Origin of the sequence: Alkalicoccus chagannorensis DSM 18086, assembly GCF_000429725.1 — a bacterium.
In the GTDB taxonomy this organism is placed as follows: domain Bacteria; phylum Bacillota; class Bacilli; order Bacillales; family Salisediminibacteriaceae; genus Alkalicoccus; species Alkalicoccus chagannorensis.
This window is the reverse complement of record NZ_KE386945.1, coordinates 135664-152261: the sequence shown is the minus strand read 5'-3', so window position 1 is coordinate 152261 and position 16598 is coordinate 135664. Positions and strand designations below refer to the sequence as shown.

The 16598-nt window shown below is 53.8% G+C and carries 13 protein-coding genes; 2 read left to right on the top strand and 11 right to left on the bottom strand.

Annotated elements, in window-relative coordinates; translation table 11 throughout:
- Positions 1-952: 952 nt before the first annotated feature.
- Positions 953-1930, top strand: a complete 978-nt coding sequence (locus tag G477_RS0117415; protein ID WP_026698999.1) for a nuclease-related domain-containing protein — start codon at positions 953-955, stop codon at positions 1928-1930.
- Positions 1931-3734: 1804 nt separating this feature from the next.
- Here G477_RS0117415 and G477_RS20210 read toward each other — a convergent pair.
- The 11 genes from G477_RS20210 to G477_RS0117345 all read right to left on the bottom strand — a co-directional run bounded on the left by G477_RS20210 (position 3735) and on the right by G477_RS0117345 (position 15074).
- Complete coding sequence (locus G477_RS20210; RefSeq protein ID WP_035212334.1) at positions 3735-4868, bottom strand: cupin domain-containing protein; 1134 nt, start codon at positions 4866-4868, stop codon at positions 3735-3737.
- A gap of 13 nt (positions 4869-4881) precedes the next feature.
- Positions 4882-5721: a fumarylacetoacetate hydrolase family protein gene (locus G477_RS0117390; RefSeq protein ID WP_026698995.1), complete on the bottom strand. Its 840-nt coding sequence runs from the start codon at positions 5719-5721 to the stop codon at positions 4882-4884.
- Between the two features lie 49 nt (positions 5722-5770).
- Positions 5771-7213: an aldehyde dehydrogenase family protein gene (locus G477_RS20205; protein ID WP_051288210.1), complete on the bottom strand. Its 1443-nt coding sequence runs from the start codon at positions 7211-7213 to the stop codon at positions 5771-5773.
- A gap of 13 nt (positions 7214-7226) precedes the next feature.
- Positions 7227-8453: an FAD-dependent oxidoreductase gene (locus tag G477_RS0117380; protein WP_026698994.1), complete on the bottom strand. Its 1227-nt coding sequence runs from the start codon at positions 8451-8453 to the stop codon at positions 7227-7229.
- Between the two features lie 796 nt (positions 8454-9249).
- Positions 9250-10212: a 3,4-dihydroxy-2-butanone-4-phosphate synthase gene (locus G477_RS20775; protein WP_026698993.1), complete on the bottom strand. Its 963-nt coding sequence runs from the start codon at positions 10210-10212 to the stop codon at positions 9250-9252.
- Between the two features lie 130 nt (positions 10213-10342).
- Positions 10343-10603, bottom strand: coding sequence for a hypothetical protein (locus G477_RS0117370; protein ID WP_026698992.1), 261 nt, complete (start codon positions 10601-10603; stop codon positions 10343-10345).
- Positions 10604-10609: 6 nt separating this feature from the next.
- Positions 10610-11155, bottom strand: coding sequence for an NADPH-dependent FMN reductase (locus G477_RS0117365; protein ID WP_026698991.1), 546 nt, complete (start codon positions 11153-11155; stop codon positions 10610-10612).
- A gap of 1 nt (position 11156) precedes the next feature.
- Positions 11157-11741, bottom strand: coding sequence for a cysteine hydrolase family protein (locus G477_RS0117360; RefSeq protein WP_026698990.1), 585 nt, complete (start codon positions 11739-11741; stop codon positions 11157-11159).
- Between the two features lie 10 nt (positions 11742-11751).
- Entirely contained in the window at positions 11752-12918 is a 1167-nt protein-coding gene (locus G477_RS0117355; protein WP_035212333.1) for an LLM class flavin-dependent oxidoreductase, read from the bottom strand.
- Between the two features lie 2 nt (positions 12919-12920).
- Positions 12921-13709, bottom strand: a complete 789-nt coding sequence (locus G477_RS0117350; protein WP_026698988.1) for an alpha/beta fold hydrolase — start codon at positions 13707-13709, stop codon at positions 12921-12923.
- Positions 13710-14297: 588 nt separating this feature from the next.
- A complete protein-coding gene (locus G477_RS0117345; RefSeq protein ID WP_026698987.1) occupies positions 14298-15074 on the bottom strand; it encodes an IclR family transcriptional regulator in 777 nt (258 codons plus the stop codon).
- Positions 15075-15350: 276 nt separating this feature from the next.
- Between G477_RS0117345 and G477_RS0117340 the strand changes: the two genes are divergently transcribed.
- Entirely contained in the window at positions 15351-16544 is a 1194-nt protein-coding gene (locus G477_RS0117340; protein ID WP_026698986.1) for a TAXI family TRAP transporter solute-binding subunit, read from the top strand.
- Positions 16545-16598: the final 54 nt, after the last annotated feature.

The window sequence follows — 16598 nt, the reverse complement described above, 5'->3', positions numbered from 1 at the left end:
AGCGGCCCAAAGCTGACGGGAGGTGGCTCAAAACCAGTGGTGTGGCTCAAAATTTCCTGCGGGCGACCCGCATGCGGCGCCAGGCCGCCCGCTCCGTTAGCCGAAGCGACGCAAACGATTGGTGAAGCGACCCGCATATGGATCAGCCGCAGCACAAACGTCGATAACCTCATTTCCGCAGGCTGCCGTGGCAGCCGGTGCAGGAAGGGGTTAGGTGGATGAGGGGCTGACGTGCTTCGTGGCTCAAAATTCAGGCAAAGCGTCGGCATTCCAAATCAAAGCGGCCCAAAGCCGTCGCGAGGTGGCTCAAAACCAGCCGCGTGGCTCAAAATTTCCTGCGGGCGACCCGCATGCGGCGCCGGGCCGCCCGCTTCCCGAGCCAAAGCGACGCAAAAGGTTGGTGAAGCGACTCGCTTTTGGATCAACCGCACCACAAACGTCGATAACCTCATTTCCGCCGGCTGCCGTGGCAGCCGGGGACGGGAAGGGTTTCGGTGGATGAAGGGATGACGGGCTTCGTGGCCCAAAATCCGGGCGAACCGTCAGCATTCCGGATCAAAGCGACCCAAAGCCGTCGCGAGGTGGCTCAAAACCAGCCGCATGGCTCAAAATTTCTGGGGGGCGACCCGCATGCGGCGTCAGGGCACCCACTCCGTTAGCCGAAGCGACGCAAACGTTTGGTGAAGCGACTCGCATTTCGATCAGAGCCGCAGCACAAACGTCGATAACCTCATTTCCGCCGGCTGCCGATGGCAGCCGGTGCAGGAAGGGGTTAGGTGGATGGGGGTTCTACGGTCTTTATGGCTCAAATGTTTTTCAAAGTGACTTGGTTCTGCCTAGGAAGTAGGCTGCATTTTGAGTAGATGTGTCTCAATTCTTTAAGGGGAATATTTGTTTGCATTAGTGGCAAAACTTTGCTATAGTGAAAGCATCTTAATAGAGAGGTGAGGCTATGGCTCTACCTGAATTAAAACGTCCTTTGATTATCGATCAGTTAGAGGCGTTGCTGCGCCGCCTGCCCCCTCAGCATCCAAAACGATCTGACATAACCGATCACCTCCGCCGATTTAACATCGGATTTGCCGGCGAGCAGTCCCTTGATGTACAGCTGTCTCTGCTCCCCGACGACTTACATATTTTCCGCCAGATCACTCTTCAAACATCATCCACTCGAGAAACGTTTCAAATCGATTTATTAATCATCAGCCCCCGCTTTGTGTTCATTGGCGAAGTGAAAAACATGGCCGGCACCCTGCGTTTTGACTTGCATCATGGTCAGCTCGTCAGAACATTAGATGGGGTCGAGGACATTTTCCGATGCCCCGTCCGTCAAAGCGAGAGGCAGGCACATCATTTCACTTCTTGGCTGGCAAATCATGTCCCCGCCAATGTCCCGGTGCTTCCTTATGTTCTGATTGCAAACTATCAATCCAAAATTGAAGCGCCATTGGATCGCAGTAACATTTTTCATGCTGCGAATCTTCCGTCAGTTATTGTCAAACTGCATGAAAACCATAAGAAAAACACTTTGACGAAAAAAGAGATGGAGAAGGTTGTCCGGGGAATTAAAGAAGCTGATATGGAGGCAGGCGCTGATCTGCTGCGGAGGTTTCATATTCATGAAACTGAACTGATGAATGCGATGACCTGTCAAACTTGCGAAAAAGGGGTTCTTTTACGTAAAAAGCATTCCTGGGTCTGCAGCAGCTGCCGTTATCGATCTACGCAGGCGCATGTAGAAGCATTGCATGACCTTAGTATGCTGATTCGGCGACCCCTTAAGCGTGCAGAATTAGAACGTTTATTTAGCGGCATTCCACGCCGGAGCTCGCTTCGTTTGATACGTCCATGGACTTTTCGAGAGGGCTACATGTATACATTGGAGAAAAACAAACTAACCGAAGCTGTAAAAAACCAAAGCAAAACCTGATGGCCAATGCCCATCAGGTTTTTTGTATGGAAAAAGGAGTTGTCGCTCAAAAAGGGGAAGAACCGTCGAGATTGAAAGCAGAAGCAGCCCAAAGGCGGCGCGAGGTGGCTCAAAAACAGCGGAGTGGCTCAAAATTTTCGGCGGGCGAACCGCATGCGGCGCCGGGCCGTCCGCTCAACGAGCCGAAGCGACGCAAAAGGTTGGTGAAGCGACCCGCTTTTGGATCAACCGCAGCACAAACGTCGATAACCTCATTTCCGCCGGCTGCCGTGGCAGCCGGGGACGGGAAGAAGTCAGGTGAATGAAGGGCTGAGGGTTTAGCTGGCTCAAAATCCGAGCGAACCGTCGGCATTCCAAATCAAAGCGGCCCAAAGCTGACGGGAGGTGGCTCAAAACCAGTGGTGTGGCTCAAAATTTCCTGCGGGCGACCCGCATGCGGCGCCAGGCCGCCCGCTCCCTGGGTTGAAACGACTCGGATTTGGATCAACCGCAGCACAAACGTCGATAACCTCATTTCCGCCGGCTGCCGTGGCAGCCGGAGACCAGAAGGGGTTAGGTGGATGAGGGGCTGTCGGGCTTCGTGGCTCAAAACCCGGGGCGAACCGTCAGCATTCCGGATCAAAGCGGCCCAAAGCTGTCGCGAGGTGGCTCAAAACCAGCCGCGTGGCTCAAAATTTTCGGCAGGCGACCCGCATGCGGCGCGGGGCCGCCCGCTCCGAGAGCCGAAGCGACGCAAAAGGTTGGTGAAGCGACTCGCATTTGGATCAACCGCAGCACAAGCGTCGATAACCTCATTTCCGCCGGCTGCCGGGGCAGCCGGTGCAGGAAGGGTTTTCGGTAGATGAAGGGCTGATGGTTTGGCTGGCTCAAAACCCGGGGCGAACCGTCAGCATTCCGGATCAAAGCGGCCCAAAGCTGTCGCGAGGTGGCTCAAAACCAGCCGCGTGGCTCAAAATTTTCGGCAGGCGACCCGCATGCGGCGGCGGGTCGCCCGCTTCCCGAGCCGAAGCGACGCAATAGGATGGTGAAGCGACCCACTTTGGATCAGCCGCAGCACAAGCGTCGATGAGCTGGTTTCCGCCGGCTGCCGTGGCAGTCGGTTATGGACCAGAAAGGTTTCGGTGGATGAAGGGCTGATGGTTTGGCTGGCTCAAAATCCGAGCGAAGCGTCGGCATTCCGGGCAGAAGCGGCCCAAAGCCGTCGCGAGGTGGCTCAAAACCAGCCGCGTGGCTCAAAATTTCTGGCGGGCGACCCGCATGCGGCGTCAGGCCGCCCGCCCTGCGAGCCGAAGCGACGCAAAAGGATGGTGAAGCGACTCGCTTTTGGATCAACCGCAGCACAAACGTCGATAACCTCATTTCCGCCGGCTGCCGTGGCAGCCGGGGACGGGAAGAAGTCAGGTGAATGAAGGGCTGAGGGTTTAGCTGGCTCAAAGCCCGGGCGAACCGTCAGCATTCCGGATCAAAGCGGCCCAAAGCTGTCCCGAGGTGGCTCAAAAACAACGGTGTGGCTCAAAATTTCCGGTGGGCGACCCGCATGCGGCGCCAGGCCGCCCGCTTCCCGAGCCGAAGCGACGCAAAAGGTTGGTGAAGCGACTCGCATTTGGAGCAACCGCTGCACAAACGTCGATAACCTCATTTCCGCCGGCTGCCGCAGCAGCCGGTGCAGGAAGGGTTTTCGGTGGATGACTCGCTTCGTGGCCAAAAAACCAGTGGACCAGCCTGTATCCTTTTCACGGTCGTCTGTCATCACAAACGAGACCGCCTCCGATGTTAACCGGAGGCGGTCTCTTGTTTTATCCAATTATTTCGTCTCCTGCGCACTGCTGTCGACGCGGATCGGTTCGAAGACGGATGTGACTTCCTGGTGTCCGTCGTTTTCCGGGTAGTCTTCAACCCGTTCGAAGTTGAAGGCTTCCATGATTGGCAGGTCGTTGGTGGAGAAGAGGAAGGCTTCGTTGTCGCTGGACGTGTTGACGTGCTCGTGCCATGCCCACGTCGGCACGACGAGGAAGTCGCCTTCGCTCCAGTCGAAGCGTTCGCCGTTCACAATCGTATAGCCTTCTCCCTTAAACACGTGATAGATCGTGCTGTGCACGTGACGATGCGCCTTGCCGTGGAATTCCGGCGGCAGCATCTGCATGCGGGAGCCGATGCGGTCGTTGGCATCTTTGCCAGTCGTCGGGTTGATATACTCTACGGCGTAGCCGTCGACGGGATGCACGTCCAACTGCTTCAGGCCTTCAATGCCGTCTTTCGCCATCTTCCACGTGTAGCGGCCGAGCGGGGCAATCTTCTCTTCCCGGTCGTCAATCGGCCGTACCATCCCGCCATTGTAGCGTTTGAGGCTGAAGTCATCTTCGACGGTGAGGTCCTGCTGCTTCTTTTCGTGAAATTCGGTGAAGCAGGTGGCAAGGAAATTGGTGAATGGAACGTCCAGGCAGTCCATCCACAAGACTTCTTCGTCATCGATGTTCGTGTGGTCGTGCCACGTCCATGTCGGCGTGATCAAAAAGTCACCGGGTTCAAAGGTGATTTTTTCGCCGTTCACCCGGCCTCGCCCCCCGTGGCCGTTGATGATAAACCGGAGAGCGGTCGTCGTGTGCCGGTGAGCCGGCGCAATTTCGCCCGGCTTGACGGCCTGAACGGCAGCATACAACGTCTGCGTTGCTCCGCCCCAGCCGACCGGCTCTAAGTCAGCCATGCCTGGGTTGATCAGGAAGACGGCGCGACGGTCGGCACCTTCGCCAACCTTCAGCAGGTTTTCGGCTTCCTTCAGCCGCTTGTGGATGAGTTCTTTTTTCCAGAGGTACGGGATCGGCTTCGATTTTGGCTCAATCGTATTCAAGTTGTGGATGGACGACCAGAGGGGGCCCATGTTTTCTTGTTCCAGGTTCTGGTGCAGCTCCTCTAAATTCTTGCTGTCTTTTCTACTCATCACGCATTCCTCCTTATTTGAGTGCCACGCTGACTTTGAAATCGCCGATGCGTTCGATGTTCAAGGTGACGGTGTCCCCATTTTCGATTGGACCGACGCCCTGCGGAGTGCCGGTGGTGAGAATATCGCCGGGTTCCAGTGTCATGACGTGTGAGGCGGCTTCAAAAAACTTGTAGCAGTCGTAGATCAAGTCTTTCGTGTTGGCGTCCTGGCGCTTTTCTTCATTTACATGAAGGTCGAAAGCAAGGTTGTTCGGGTTCTCAATTTCATCGGCCGTTACAATCCAAGGGCCGATTGGGGTGAACGTGTCGAACGATTTGCGCCACGGTCGGTCTTCTTTTCCCCGAACGGTGATATCCATCAGCCCGAAGTAGCCGAAAATGTACTTATGAGCATCCGCAGCGGAGACGTTTTTCGCCTGCTTGTGCACGACGAACGCAACTTCGGCTTCGTGATCGGTACGCCTCTCCGGGAACGGCAGCTGGATTTGATCGTCGGGGCCGATCAAGGAAGACGGGGCCTTCAAGAAGAAACCGAGGTTCTCGATCGTATACTCGGCATTCTGGAACTGCTCGTTCATTTCGTCCTGGTGCAGGTAGTAGTTGACCGGAGCAGCGACAATCTTGCTTGGATGCGGGACAGGTGGATCCAGCTTCACTTCTTGGAGTGGCATGGCTTTGCCGTCCTGCACCGCTTGATTGATCGCAGCCTTGTGCTGGTCGAATTCGGTCATGAGCTTCAGGAGCGAGTCCTGCGGATGGCTCGTATCCCACTTCACGGCATCGGTGATATCAACGACGCCGTCCTCCTGAACAACACCGGCTCGGTTTCCATTAAACAGTGCAATCTTCATATACGTCATCCTTTCTGTTCGTTGAGTGAGTTTGTCAACTCGTTTAATTTCATTCAAAAAAAGAGGGGCGGCTTCCATGAATGGCATGGAGCTGCACGAATTCGTCGAACACCTCCGCCGTGTTTTCTCGGCCGATTCCGCTCTGCTTCACGCCACCGAACGGGAGATGCCGGTATCCAAACGGGGTGACGGCCGTCCGGTTGATAAAGGTGAAGCCAGCCTCCAGTTCAGCTGCTATGGCTGCTGCCTGCTTTTCACTGCCCCAGACAGAGGAACCTAGTCCATACTCGGTCCGATTGGCTTCGTAGATCATGTCTTCGGTGGAGCTGCAGGAGAGAACCGGAAGAATCGGGCCGAATGGTTCTTCCAACACAATCGGGTGATCGGCCGCGACGCCGGTCACGAGCGCTGGCTTCATGAACCATCCCTTCTCCGGCAGCTGATCGTCTCGATGCATTTCTGTGATCGTCGCGCCGGCCTGGGCTGCCTGTTGAAGCAGTGCGCGCACAGCGTCCCGCTGGCTGCTTGAGATGAGGGGGCCGATGGCTGTGTTTTCCTGCAGCTGGTGACCGATGTTCATCTCTGCCAAGGCTTTTTTGGCATACATCATAAACGAATCATAGATGGTGTCTGCCACGTATATTCGTTTTGGCGCGAAGCAGTACTGCCCGCTTTTTCGGAATGCTGCCTGCATCAGCGTCGTTGCTGCTTCGGCTGGGTCGGCATCGTCGAGGACGAGGGCCGGATCGTTGCCGCCGAGTTCAAAATGAACGTGCTTCAAGTTGTCCGCGGCGCTCCGCATGATATGCTTTGCTGTCGAGCCGCCGCCGGTAAAGGACAGCATCCGCACGAGTGGAGATTCGGAGAGGGCGCGTCCAGACTCGATGTCTCCCTGTACGATATTAAGCACCCCGTCCGGTAATGCTTCTGCGATGATTTCCAGGATCTGGGTAACGCCGAGCGAGGCCAAGGGGGATGGTTTGACGACGACGGTATTCCCGGTCAGCAGAGCTGGAAGGACTTTTTGCAGCGTCAGTACAATCGGTGCATTCCATGGCACAATGCAGGCGATGACCCCTTTAGACTTTTTGATGCGAGTGACCCAGTCGGCGTTCTCTTCGACAGTGTCGGAAAATGAAAACGAAGCAGCTTCCTCGATGAAAAAACGCATTCCGGAGAGTGCAAGGGTCAACTCCGCTCTCGTTGTAGCGATGGGCATGCCGTTCTCGGAAGTGGTCAGCCGGGCAATCGGTTCGTGCGCGGCTTCGACCTGCTCGGCGGCTTGAAGGAGCTTTTCTCCGCGTGTGGCCGGATCTGTTTTCTTCCATCCTCGCCAGGCGTCATGAGCGGACGCTGTGGCTTCGTCGGTTAAGGATTTATCTGCCGCAGAGATATGGCCGAGCACGTCATCCGGATTCCCAGGGTCGGTAACAGGAAGCAGGCTTCCGCCGTCCCTATGTTGATTGGAAATAAGGTTCATGGCTGTCTGCATCTGATGATCCGCCTCACTTTCGTTCCGATGTCTCTGGGGGACGACCGATTCCCTGATCTTTTACGCTTGCGATCAAGGAGGAGTTGATCAGCCACTCTTTTTCTTTCACCGGGTCATTGGCCGTCTCCGTCAAATCATCCTGCAGACGCTTTCGCTCGGCTTCGTCCTGCTCTTTCATGAGCTTTGTGTTCTTCTCGCTGATGGCTTTGACGTACTTTTTCGCCACTGTGCTGCGTGCCTGACTGTAGGCGGCGAGTTCTTCTTCGATATCGGCACCTTCCCGGTAAATACGGACCAGTCGCCGGCTCAGATCGACGGCATCATGGATACCACTGTTTAAGCCAAGTCCACCCATAGGGCTGTTGAGGTGGGCCGCATCACCGACAAGCACCGAACGACCGCGGTAAAATTTATCCGCTACCCGCTGGTGGATTTTATAAATCGTGTTCTCCACAATCGGGAACGTATCGGTCGTGTTCAGGGCGCGCTCCATGGTTTTCTGGATCGATGCCGGATCGAGCGCTTCTTCGTCGGATACTTCGGGTTTTACTGGGTACAGGAAGCGCCAGGCTTCCGGTACACGTAAAATAAACAGGAATTCGTCCGGATCGGAGATATAATTGACGTAAGCGAGATCTGGGATGTAGTCATGGAAGTCGGCGGTGGTACCGACCAAAAGCCAGCGTTCTTCATGCGTATATCCGTCAAACGTGACGTCATTGAGTTTTCGAACTTTGCTTCTTCCACCGTCCGCGCCGAGCAGGAAGGGGGTGAATCGTGTCTGCTCCCCGTCTTTCGTGTTCAGCGTGACGTTCAGTCCGCCTTCGGTTTCTTCGTAATGGCTTACTTCCGATTCAAACTGGACCGTGACGTTGCTGCGCTTCTTCAGCTTTTCAAAAGCAATCTTGACGTAGGTTGCCTGCGAGCACTGCAGGCGGAAGGGATAATTGGTTTCGTCGGCGATGTTCCGGAAGTCAAACGAGGCATACAGCCCTCTATGGCGATCCCGGTAATGGACATGATGGGCTTTAAACCCGTGTTCGAGCATGTCGTCGACAAGCGTTGTATCCGCTTCCAAAAGTTCCATCGTTCCAGCATGAAACGTGGAGGCACGCCATTCTTTGTTTGGTGCAGCTTCTTTCTCGACAAGTAAAACGGGGATATCATTGAGACTAAGTATTTCTGCTAGTGTACAGCCGACAGGGCCGGCTCCTGCGATAATAACAGGATGGTTATCCAATACTTTCACCTCCGCGTGAACTCACTTAATGAGTTGGTAAACTCATTTTATGAATAAAGAATATCAACTATTTTGATAATTGTCAATCTTCTTGTTCCGGATTCAAAAGAGAAAGTCCTTTTTCAGGAGATTGACATGCATGCGTTCTCATCAAGGGAGACGTATCGTTGTTATAGGGTCGTGGTTTGGGTGTGCAGCAGACGTTCAGCGGCTGAGAGTAGGCGTTTGGGAACAGGGCGGACCCTACAGTTGGGAGAAACACATGTGAAGCCCTTCCGCTTTCTCTACCTAACAGCAAGTTACCCCAGCCCTTCCGGTTTACGGCTGCCGGTGCAGCCGCAGAAACGAGGTTGATGAGGGCTGGAGCTTTTATTCACTGAGCAATGCTGACCCGGAAAGGGACGGTTCCCCGTTTTCGAAGAAGATTGGAAGGGCGCAGGGTCCCCGTGCCAGTGGGAAGTGGCTCATTATTCCGGTCAGAGCGTCTCCAATGAGGGCCAAAGCGGCTCAATGCTGTTGCAGACAGGCTCAAAAGAAGCAATGTGGCTCAAAATAATGCTGGACCGACCTGTCGGCACGGCGAGGCCGCCCGTCTTCGGAGACGAAGCGGCTCAAATATTCCACGGACCGACCCGCTTCAGCTGCGGGTCGGACATTTTTCCAGTACCAGCCGGTTTGTGATCGGCAGGAGAAGTAGTCGCTGATCACTGCCAAGGCTGAACGAAGCGAAGCTGCCCGTTGCTCCGGCTGATAGGCAATCGTCCATGCGGCCGATTATCAAAAAAAACCGCCTCTCTCAGCCGGAGGCGGTCACGCGGTGTTTTTCCAGCAGTTTCTGCTGCTGCTGGTGAATGATGCCGGTAAGCGAGTCGGAAGGCGGGGAGGCGAGGGGCTGCATGCTGTAGAAGGCGATGGCATCAATCTCCCGATCCTGCAGCTGCTTGTAATAATCGCTGAAGTGTGCCTCGCAGGAACATTGACCGTGTCGGAGAAGATCACCTTGTTCACACGGGGAGTAAGAGACAATCTGCGGAGTACCGGATGCTTCGAGTGTCGTGTACAGCTTGAACGTCAAGTGCTGGAGCGTATCGCGGACGGTTAGAACATGAATCCCGTCCGAGCCAGGGGCGGTGATGTGCTCGGTGATTTCCAGCCAGGACTGCTGCCGGAGTGCTTCCTGGAGCAGGTCGCTGAAGAAGTGCACCTGCGTGTTGGTGAAGGCTGGGAGCTCCCGTATGTCTTCCACTGAAGCAATGTTACCGGACGTATTCAAAATTTCGCAGAAGACGGCGGACGTGCTTTCCGGTCGCTGCTGCTGCATAAGGTGGAAGGCGGCTTCCGCTGCACCGGCCCGCTCTGGCAGGCCGCCAGCTGCCATCAGGCAGGGGAAAACATGCCCGGGTCGCTGAAAATGTTCGGGCGCGGCATCGGAGGCGAGACTTTTCTGCATGGAGTGCGCCCGCTCTGCTGCAGAAATGCCGGTCGTGGTAGAAACGTGATCGATGGAGACGAGCATTTCTTTGTTCCTGTCTGTTCCGTCCCGGTTCATGACTGGCAGGTCCAGCCGCAGCTGCACGTCTTTGGATACCCCGTAGGCCACGAGTCCTTTGGCATGAAAGGCGAGGAAATTCACGAAATCCGGATGCATATCCTGGTCACTGCCGACGACATATCCAGTCTGGTGGTGGATATCATCAAAGATGACGGCTGCGTCCGGATAGTCCGAGATGTGTCTCTCGTGCTGGTGCTCGTTAGTCATTCTCTTTCACTCCTTCCCTGTTGGAAACAAAAGCACTACGCGTCTGATGAGGCCGTCGCGCAGCCACGTCGCTGCAGAAATGTTCGTGGGTCCAAAAGCGTAGAAAGCACCTGTATCCTGCTTTCATCCTCTATTCTGCTGCAAGAAATGCTTCCAGTTCTGCCCGGAGGCCTTTGCGGCCGAAGCCTTTTTCTTTTCTCTCTTTCTCCTGCAGAAACCGGATAAAAGAAAGGATCTGCTTGCGTCTCTCGACGACTTCCGTGTAACCGAGCTGGTAAAACATGCTGTCGATGGTGTTGTAAATCCCCCGGTTGATCAGAGGGCTCTTTTCGCAGTAGCGGACAAAGGCGATGTCCGGGTAATGCCATGGATGTTCCTCTGTCTGGGTCATCAATGATCAGCTCCTTACGCCGGCTGGGAGCCTGGTGGCAAGGGCCAGCAGCTCTTCTATCATCTGATCGACACGCTTACTGCTGTCCTTGTTTACGATAGTTGTTCCTTCGAAATCGTCCCGGTGCAGGTAGACATAGGAAGGGAGGCTGTAGGCTTTCAAATACGACAGAATCGGTTTGAGCTGATTTTCAATAACGAGAAAATGATGGTACGTGCCGCTGCAGGCGATACAGCCGGCAGGTTTTCCGGCAAGAATATCGACCGGAAGCAGGTCGAACATGTTTTTTAAGGCTCCGGGAATTGAAGCCTGGAAAACTGGAGTAGCAAGAATGACGGCATCCGCTTCTGCTATGGTGCTGATCAGTTCATGGACCTCTGCGGGATAGGCAGATTCCGGCCGGCCGTCACAAAATGGGAGCTGTAGTTCTTTCAGGTTGATCGTCGTTGTTGAAATAGAAGGATCGAGTTTTTCAGCTCGTTCCAGCGCCTCTTCAATGATGGTTTCGGGTTTGGAGCCGGTGATGGTTCCGGCGATACCTACGAGGTTCATATTACCTTTCCTCCTTTCCTTCTGCGGTGGCGTGCAGGTTGAGCTCGCTCATATGCAAAACAGAGCCAAAATATGAGGACAAGTTGTGCAGAGCAGCGTCGTGTTCTTCGGTCGAATACGCTCCAGAAGCATCCGCGATCGTCACGGTCTCAAAATCGAGCATGAAGGCGTGGCGGGCGGAACTTTCTACGCAGACATTCGTCGTGCATCCGCAGAAAACGACCCGCTCGATGCCTGCGGTGCGGAGCATCAGCTCCAGGTTTGTATGCAGAAACGCATTGTATCGGTTTTTGATAACGACCGCATCCGCGTACTTGGCAGCATCAATGTATGCGGCCTGCCCGTGTTTGGTCGAACAGATGGCGGACGCTCCTTTGCTGCGGCCAGCCCAGACAGCCGGTGTCGTCTCCGGCTGATGATGCGTCTCTACCCAGATTGTCATCCAGTCAGCCGCCGCCGCCGCGAGAATGTCGGCATTCGCGGCGGCCGTCTGAACGGCGCGGACGTCATGCCCGAGCTGAGCCATGACGCCGTCCTCGGAACAAAAGTCGTGCTGGAGGTCAATGAGAATCAAGACTGTCTTCATCTCATCGGCCTTACGTCGTCGTGCTGGCTGTGGAAGTCAGTTTATGCAGCGTAGGCACCACATGTTTCCCCAACAGTTCAATGTTTCTCATCGTGCGTTCATGGGTCATGTCTCCGAATTGAATATTCATGTTGACGACGCCGAAACCGAGCTCTTCATGGTAGGCTTCGAGCTTTTTCTTGATCGTCTCGGGTGATCCGAGCAGAATGAAGCCATCTTCTACTAAATCATCAAAATTGAGCGCCCCTGGGGTACCAAGTCCGGCTTTTGATTTGAGGATCTGCTGCATCGCTTCCGGCGGCACGTATCCCGGCGGGAAGAAGAAATCGCGTGGCATGACCATTAGTTTGTCAAAGAAATACGTTGCATGCTCTTTCGCCTGTTCGTATGCTTCTTCGTCGGTGTCTGCGCAGTACGTCAGCACCGACCAGCCGAGCTGCGAAGGGTCGGCTTCATAGCCGAAAGAAGCTGCGGCTTCACGATAGGCGTCAAAGGACTTTTTCACACTTTTGATGGAACTGAACGTCTGCAGGTACGTGTATTTATTTTCCGCCGCGAACTGGATGGTATCTTTGCTTCCCTGTGATGGGCACCAGATTGGCGGGTGCGGCTGCTGGTACGGCTTCGGCCAGCAGTTGATGTTAAAGGCATCGTAATGTTCTCCGTGGTAGGAAGATGGACCGTCTTCGGTCCAGGCTTTCATGATAATATCGTGAGCTTCGAAAAAACGATCTTTCGATTTTGTCGGGTCGAGCCGGAACGAGTAGGACTCTGCGCCGATGCCGCGGACGAACCCGGAGATGATGCGTCCTTTCGTGATGACATCGAGCATTGCCACTTCTTCGGCTACTCGCTGCGGATGCTGATGCAGGGAAATCGCATTTCCGAGGATGGCGATTTTCGCCCGGGACGTCCGTCTGGCGAGTGTTCCAGCCATCACGTTCGGTGATGGCATAAGGCCGTAAGCAGTCTGGTGGTGTTCGTTCACCCCAATTCCGTCAAAGCCGCTCGTTTCACAAAATTCGAGTTCATCCAAGTATTGGTTGTACAGCTCGTGGGCTACTTCCGGGTCAAAGTGACTGTTGGAGAAGTTGACCCAGGCACTATCGTGCGTCTCATTGAAATCGTCCGGCATGTTTTTGTACGGCATCAGGTGAAAAGCAAAAGCTTGTACCATCGTTATACCTCCTGTTTTTCATATTGTTGAATAAAGGCAATCACGGCTTCCAGTAGTGCTTCCGGCGCTTCCACGTATGGGAGGTGCCCGGTTTTTTCCATGAGCATGAACTCGGCGTTCGGCATGGCATCCGCTAGTTTTTCGCCAAACTCCGGCGGAATGAGGCGGTCTGCTTCCCCCCAGACGATCAGGGCCGGTGTATGCACGCCGTTCAGCCTTGGAAGGAGCTTTGGATCGTACCCTTTTTCCCACATGAGCCGGGCATGCATAGAGCGGTTGCGAAGCATCTCAATCGGCATGCTGTCGAGCGGGGGCAGCTGCGGTGCTTTCGCCGTATCATAGAACAGCTGACCAGCCAGTTCGTGCATCGTCATGCTGAACGGATCAATGGATCGGACGCCCGGAATGTTGATGCCTGCTGCATTGCAGAGCACCATCGAAAGGACACGGTGCTCGTGGGTAAGCGCAAACTGGAGGCCAATCCAGGCTCCGAGCGAGCTCGCTGCGATGTGTACGCGTGAAAGGTCGAGCTTGTCGAGAAGATCCCGGTAATGAAATGCCATGTCTTCGATTGTGTCCATCGATTTATCAGCACTGGATTGATTGAAACCGGGATGGTCGGGAGCAATGACATCAAAGTGGGATGTCAGCGCTTCCAAAAAATCGTTCCAACCACCACCGTTTGCGCCATGGAGCCAGAGAAGTGGAGGTCCCTCTCCTTTTCGGATTACACGTACCTCATTGCCGTTTACCTTCAGCCACTGTTCTTTCGTTTCTGCTTGGTCTGTCATGGTTTCGCTCCTTTCATCTCACTGAGTGGAATGACTATCTCAATTTGTGAAGATAAGCTATCATGACTTTGAGCGAGTGTCAAGAATTATCAGAAAAAAACGTGAAAAGAAACGCCGGTTCATCGAGGGCAGAACGTGGGCGATAAGCTGGAAAGAGAAGGAAGCGCAAAAAGGGCCGCAGCGGCAGGAAAGAATCATTGCCGTTGTGCGGCCCGCATCATGAAGAGGGGAATCCGGGTAAAGGTAGAAGAGGTGTTTTCCAGCGCGCGTTTCTTTCAACAAAAAAGGGGGCCTGAAAGCTGACACTTGGAAAGGCAGCTGCCGCATTAGTAGCAGGGAGACAGGGAGCTTAGGGGGGGACGCTCGTCGACAGGAGGCGCTACGCACCGCGAGGGAAGCACAAAAAACTTGTGCTTCCCTCGCTCATTCATTCAGGGTGCCGGCGGAACAGAAGTGGTGTACAGCGCGGGGAGTTCAATCACACGAAATATCCATCTTTACATAATAAAGGGATAATCATCATTCATCAAACAAAAAGAAGGGAATCGTGCGTTGTTTATTTATTTTATATGATATAAATAAGATAAATTAAACATAAGAGAAGCGGAATCCCATTTTTTTAGATATATGCTCAGCGCCGGTCTTGACCATTTCTTTAATTTCCTCCAGCTGTCCTTCCATATAGATCGTCGGGCCGATACAGCCAATGCCCGCAACAGGGGAACCGTTGACGTCAAAGACTGGGGCACCGACGCCAGTAACGCCGAGCGTGGTTTCATCGGTTTCCACGTAAATGTACTCTTCTCTCAGCTGCCGGAGTCGTTCGAGCATAACGTCTTTACTTAGTTCGGTTTTGTCTGTCATTGGTTCTCTTGGGTCAGCAAGTGCCTGATCAATGTCTTCGTTCGATTGGAAAGCGAGGATGGACGGGCCGATGACTCCATACGTAAATGACCGGCGCTGCCCGATAGAAGAGGAAAATTTCAGGCCGGTGTTGCGTTCATTTTTGTGCACGTAGATAATTTCATCCCCATCCGGTACGGCCATGATCATCGTCTGACCGGTTTTTTGATGCAGGTCTGACATAATGTCTTCTGCCTCCGCACGCACATCAAGAATATGCGGAGTCAGTGCATTGAGCGAGAACAGCTGGACACCGGGCTTATACTTCATTGTCTGCTCATTGAACGAGACGAAGCTGCGTTTTTCGAGTGTACAGAGAAGCCGGTAGACGGTGGATTTCGGAATGCTGGTTGCTGCGGTAATTTCTTCAATAGAGAGTTCTGGTTTATCTGTAGAAAAGGAGAGCAGGACGTCCATCGCTCTTTCCACAGAACGGATTGGATTCATGTTTACGTCGCGCATGATCGTACCTCCTGAATAATTTAAATTGTGAAACTCATGGAGCGAGTTATTTCGCCATTTTACCCTGCTGTGTTTCAGGAAGCAAGCTATAGCTGGCCTCATGCAGGAGATATCGGTTCGAAAGTGAGAATAAAAATAATATTGACTATTTTCTAAATACTTGCTACACTTTGTTCACAAAACGAGTTAATCAACTCACTAAACGAGTTGGTTTGCTTTTTCTACCGTTTTGAAAGCGCTGTCTTATGCGTGACTACACTTGAGGAGGTAAGGGGAATGAAAAAATTTGCAATGAAAGCCGTGTACACAGGAGGAGTCATTGGACTTGCAGCTGTCATAACGGGCTGTGGTGATAACGACACAAACAACGACGCAAATCAAGCAGACGGCGGGGCTGATAATGCAACGGCAGAAGAAAATAACGAAGAGGACGAGGACGGCAACAACGATGCTCCAGCAGAAGATGATGGAGAAGAAGTACTGGAAGAAGGGGAAGAGCCGGACACCGATGGCGACTCCTACAACTTCGCAACGTCTCCGCAGGGAACGTCGGTCAATGCGCTTGGTAACGGGGTAGGAAGTTTGTTGAATTCGGAATCTGATATTTCTACGACGGTGCAGCCTTACGCGGGCATCAACGCCTGGCTGCCACAGCTGAATGACGGCACAATTGCTTTTGGTATCGACAGTGCGCCGGATATGGTGTTTGCCTATAATGGCGATGAAGAGGTCGGGTATGAAGAATCCCACGACGAACTTCGTCTCATTATGCGCGGGAACTTCATTCAGGCTACGGGCTTGGCAGTCAGAGAGGATTCGGATATTGAAAGTGTCGCCGATCTTGCAGGAGAGCGAGTCGCTTCCGACTTCCCGGGTGCGACCATCGCCGAACTGATTTCTGAAGCAGTTCTCTATGCAAACGGCATGACGTGGGATGATGTGCAGGATGCTCCGGTACCATCGATTGACCGCGGGGTAGAAGGGCTGCAGAACAACCAGCTGGACGCTACGTTTGCTCTAGTGCCTTCCACACCGCTGATGCAGGAAGCCCACAATGCGACTGGCCTGCGCGGCTTTGACTTCCTGGATGACTACGGTCCAGACGAAATCGACGATGTCCCGGATGACGTTCTTGCAGAAATTCAGTCACGCGTGCCGGGTGCTCAGATGACAACAGTAGATCCGGACGGCTACATTGCGGAAGAGACGACCGCGATTGAATATCCTAACTACTTTATCTCCTCCTCGCATATTGATAACGATACGGTATATGAAGTGATGGAAACCGTATGGGAGCACCACGAAGATCTGCATGATATCCACCCATGGTTCCAAGGCTGGGTTGAGGAGCAGTTCTTTGATGAAGAGCCGGAGATTCCATACCATGATGGGGCCATCGAATTTTTTGAAGATCAAGGGCTCTGGAACGACGACGTACAGTCCGTTCAGGACGAACTGCTGTCGCAATAGTCTGCGCCGGTGCGGAACAGTGCTTGCTGTTCCGCCTCTGCGGCATACATAAGG

What these genes read in the sequence shown, in the direction of transcription:
- G477_RS0117415 (WP_026698999.1), top strand. Translation starts at nt 953, where the DNA reads ATGGCTCTACCTGAATTAAAACGTCCTTTGATTATCGATCAGTTAGAG.
- G477_RS20210 (WP_035212334.1), bottom strand. Translation starts at nt 4,868, where the DNA reads ATGAGTAGAAAAGACAGCAAGAATTTAGAGGAGCTGCACCAGAACCTG.
- G477_RS0117390 (WP_026698995.1), bottom strand. Translation starts at nt 5,721, where the DNA reads ATGAAGATTGCACTGTTTAATGGAAACCGAGCCGGTGTTGTTCAGGAG.
- G477_RS20205 (WP_051288210.1), bottom strand. Translation starts at nt 7,213, where the DNA reads ATGCAGACAGCCATGAACCTTATTTCCAATCAACATAGGGACGGCGGA.
- G477_RS20775 (WP_026698993.1), bottom strand. Translation starts at nt 10,212, where the DNA reads ATGACTAACGAGCACCAGCACGAGAGACACATCTCGGACTATCCGGAC.
- G477_RS0117370 (WP_026698992.1), bottom strand. Translation starts at nt 10,603, where the DNA reads ATGACCCAGACAGAGGAACATCCATGGCATTACCCGGACATCGCCTTT.
- G477_RS0117365 (WP_026698991.1), bottom strand. Translation starts at nt 11,155, where the DNA reads ATGAACCTCGTAGGTATCGCCGGAACCATCACCGGCTCCAAACCCGAA.
- G477_RS0117360 (WP_026698990.1), bottom strand. Translation starts at nt 11,741, where the DNA reads ATGAAGACAGTCTTGATTCTCATTGACCTCCAGCACGACTTTTGTTCC.
- G477_RS0117355 (WP_035212333.1), bottom strand. Translation starts at nt 12,918, where the DNA reads ATGGTACAAGCTTTTGCTTTTCACCTGATGCCGTACAAAAACATGCCG.
- G477_RS0117350 (WP_026698988.1), bottom strand. Translation starts at nt 13,709, where the DNA reads ATGACAGACCAAGCAGAAACGAAAGAACAGTGGCTGAAGGTAAACGGC.
- G477_RS0117345 (WP_026698987.1), bottom strand. Translation starts at nt 15,074, where the DNA reads ATGCGCGACGTAAACATGAATCCAATCCGTTCTGTGGAAAGAGCGATG.
- G477_RS0117340 (WP_026698986.1), top strand. Translation starts at nt 15,351, where the DNA reads ATGAAAAAATTTGCAATGAAAGCCGTGTACACAGGAGGAGTCATTGGA.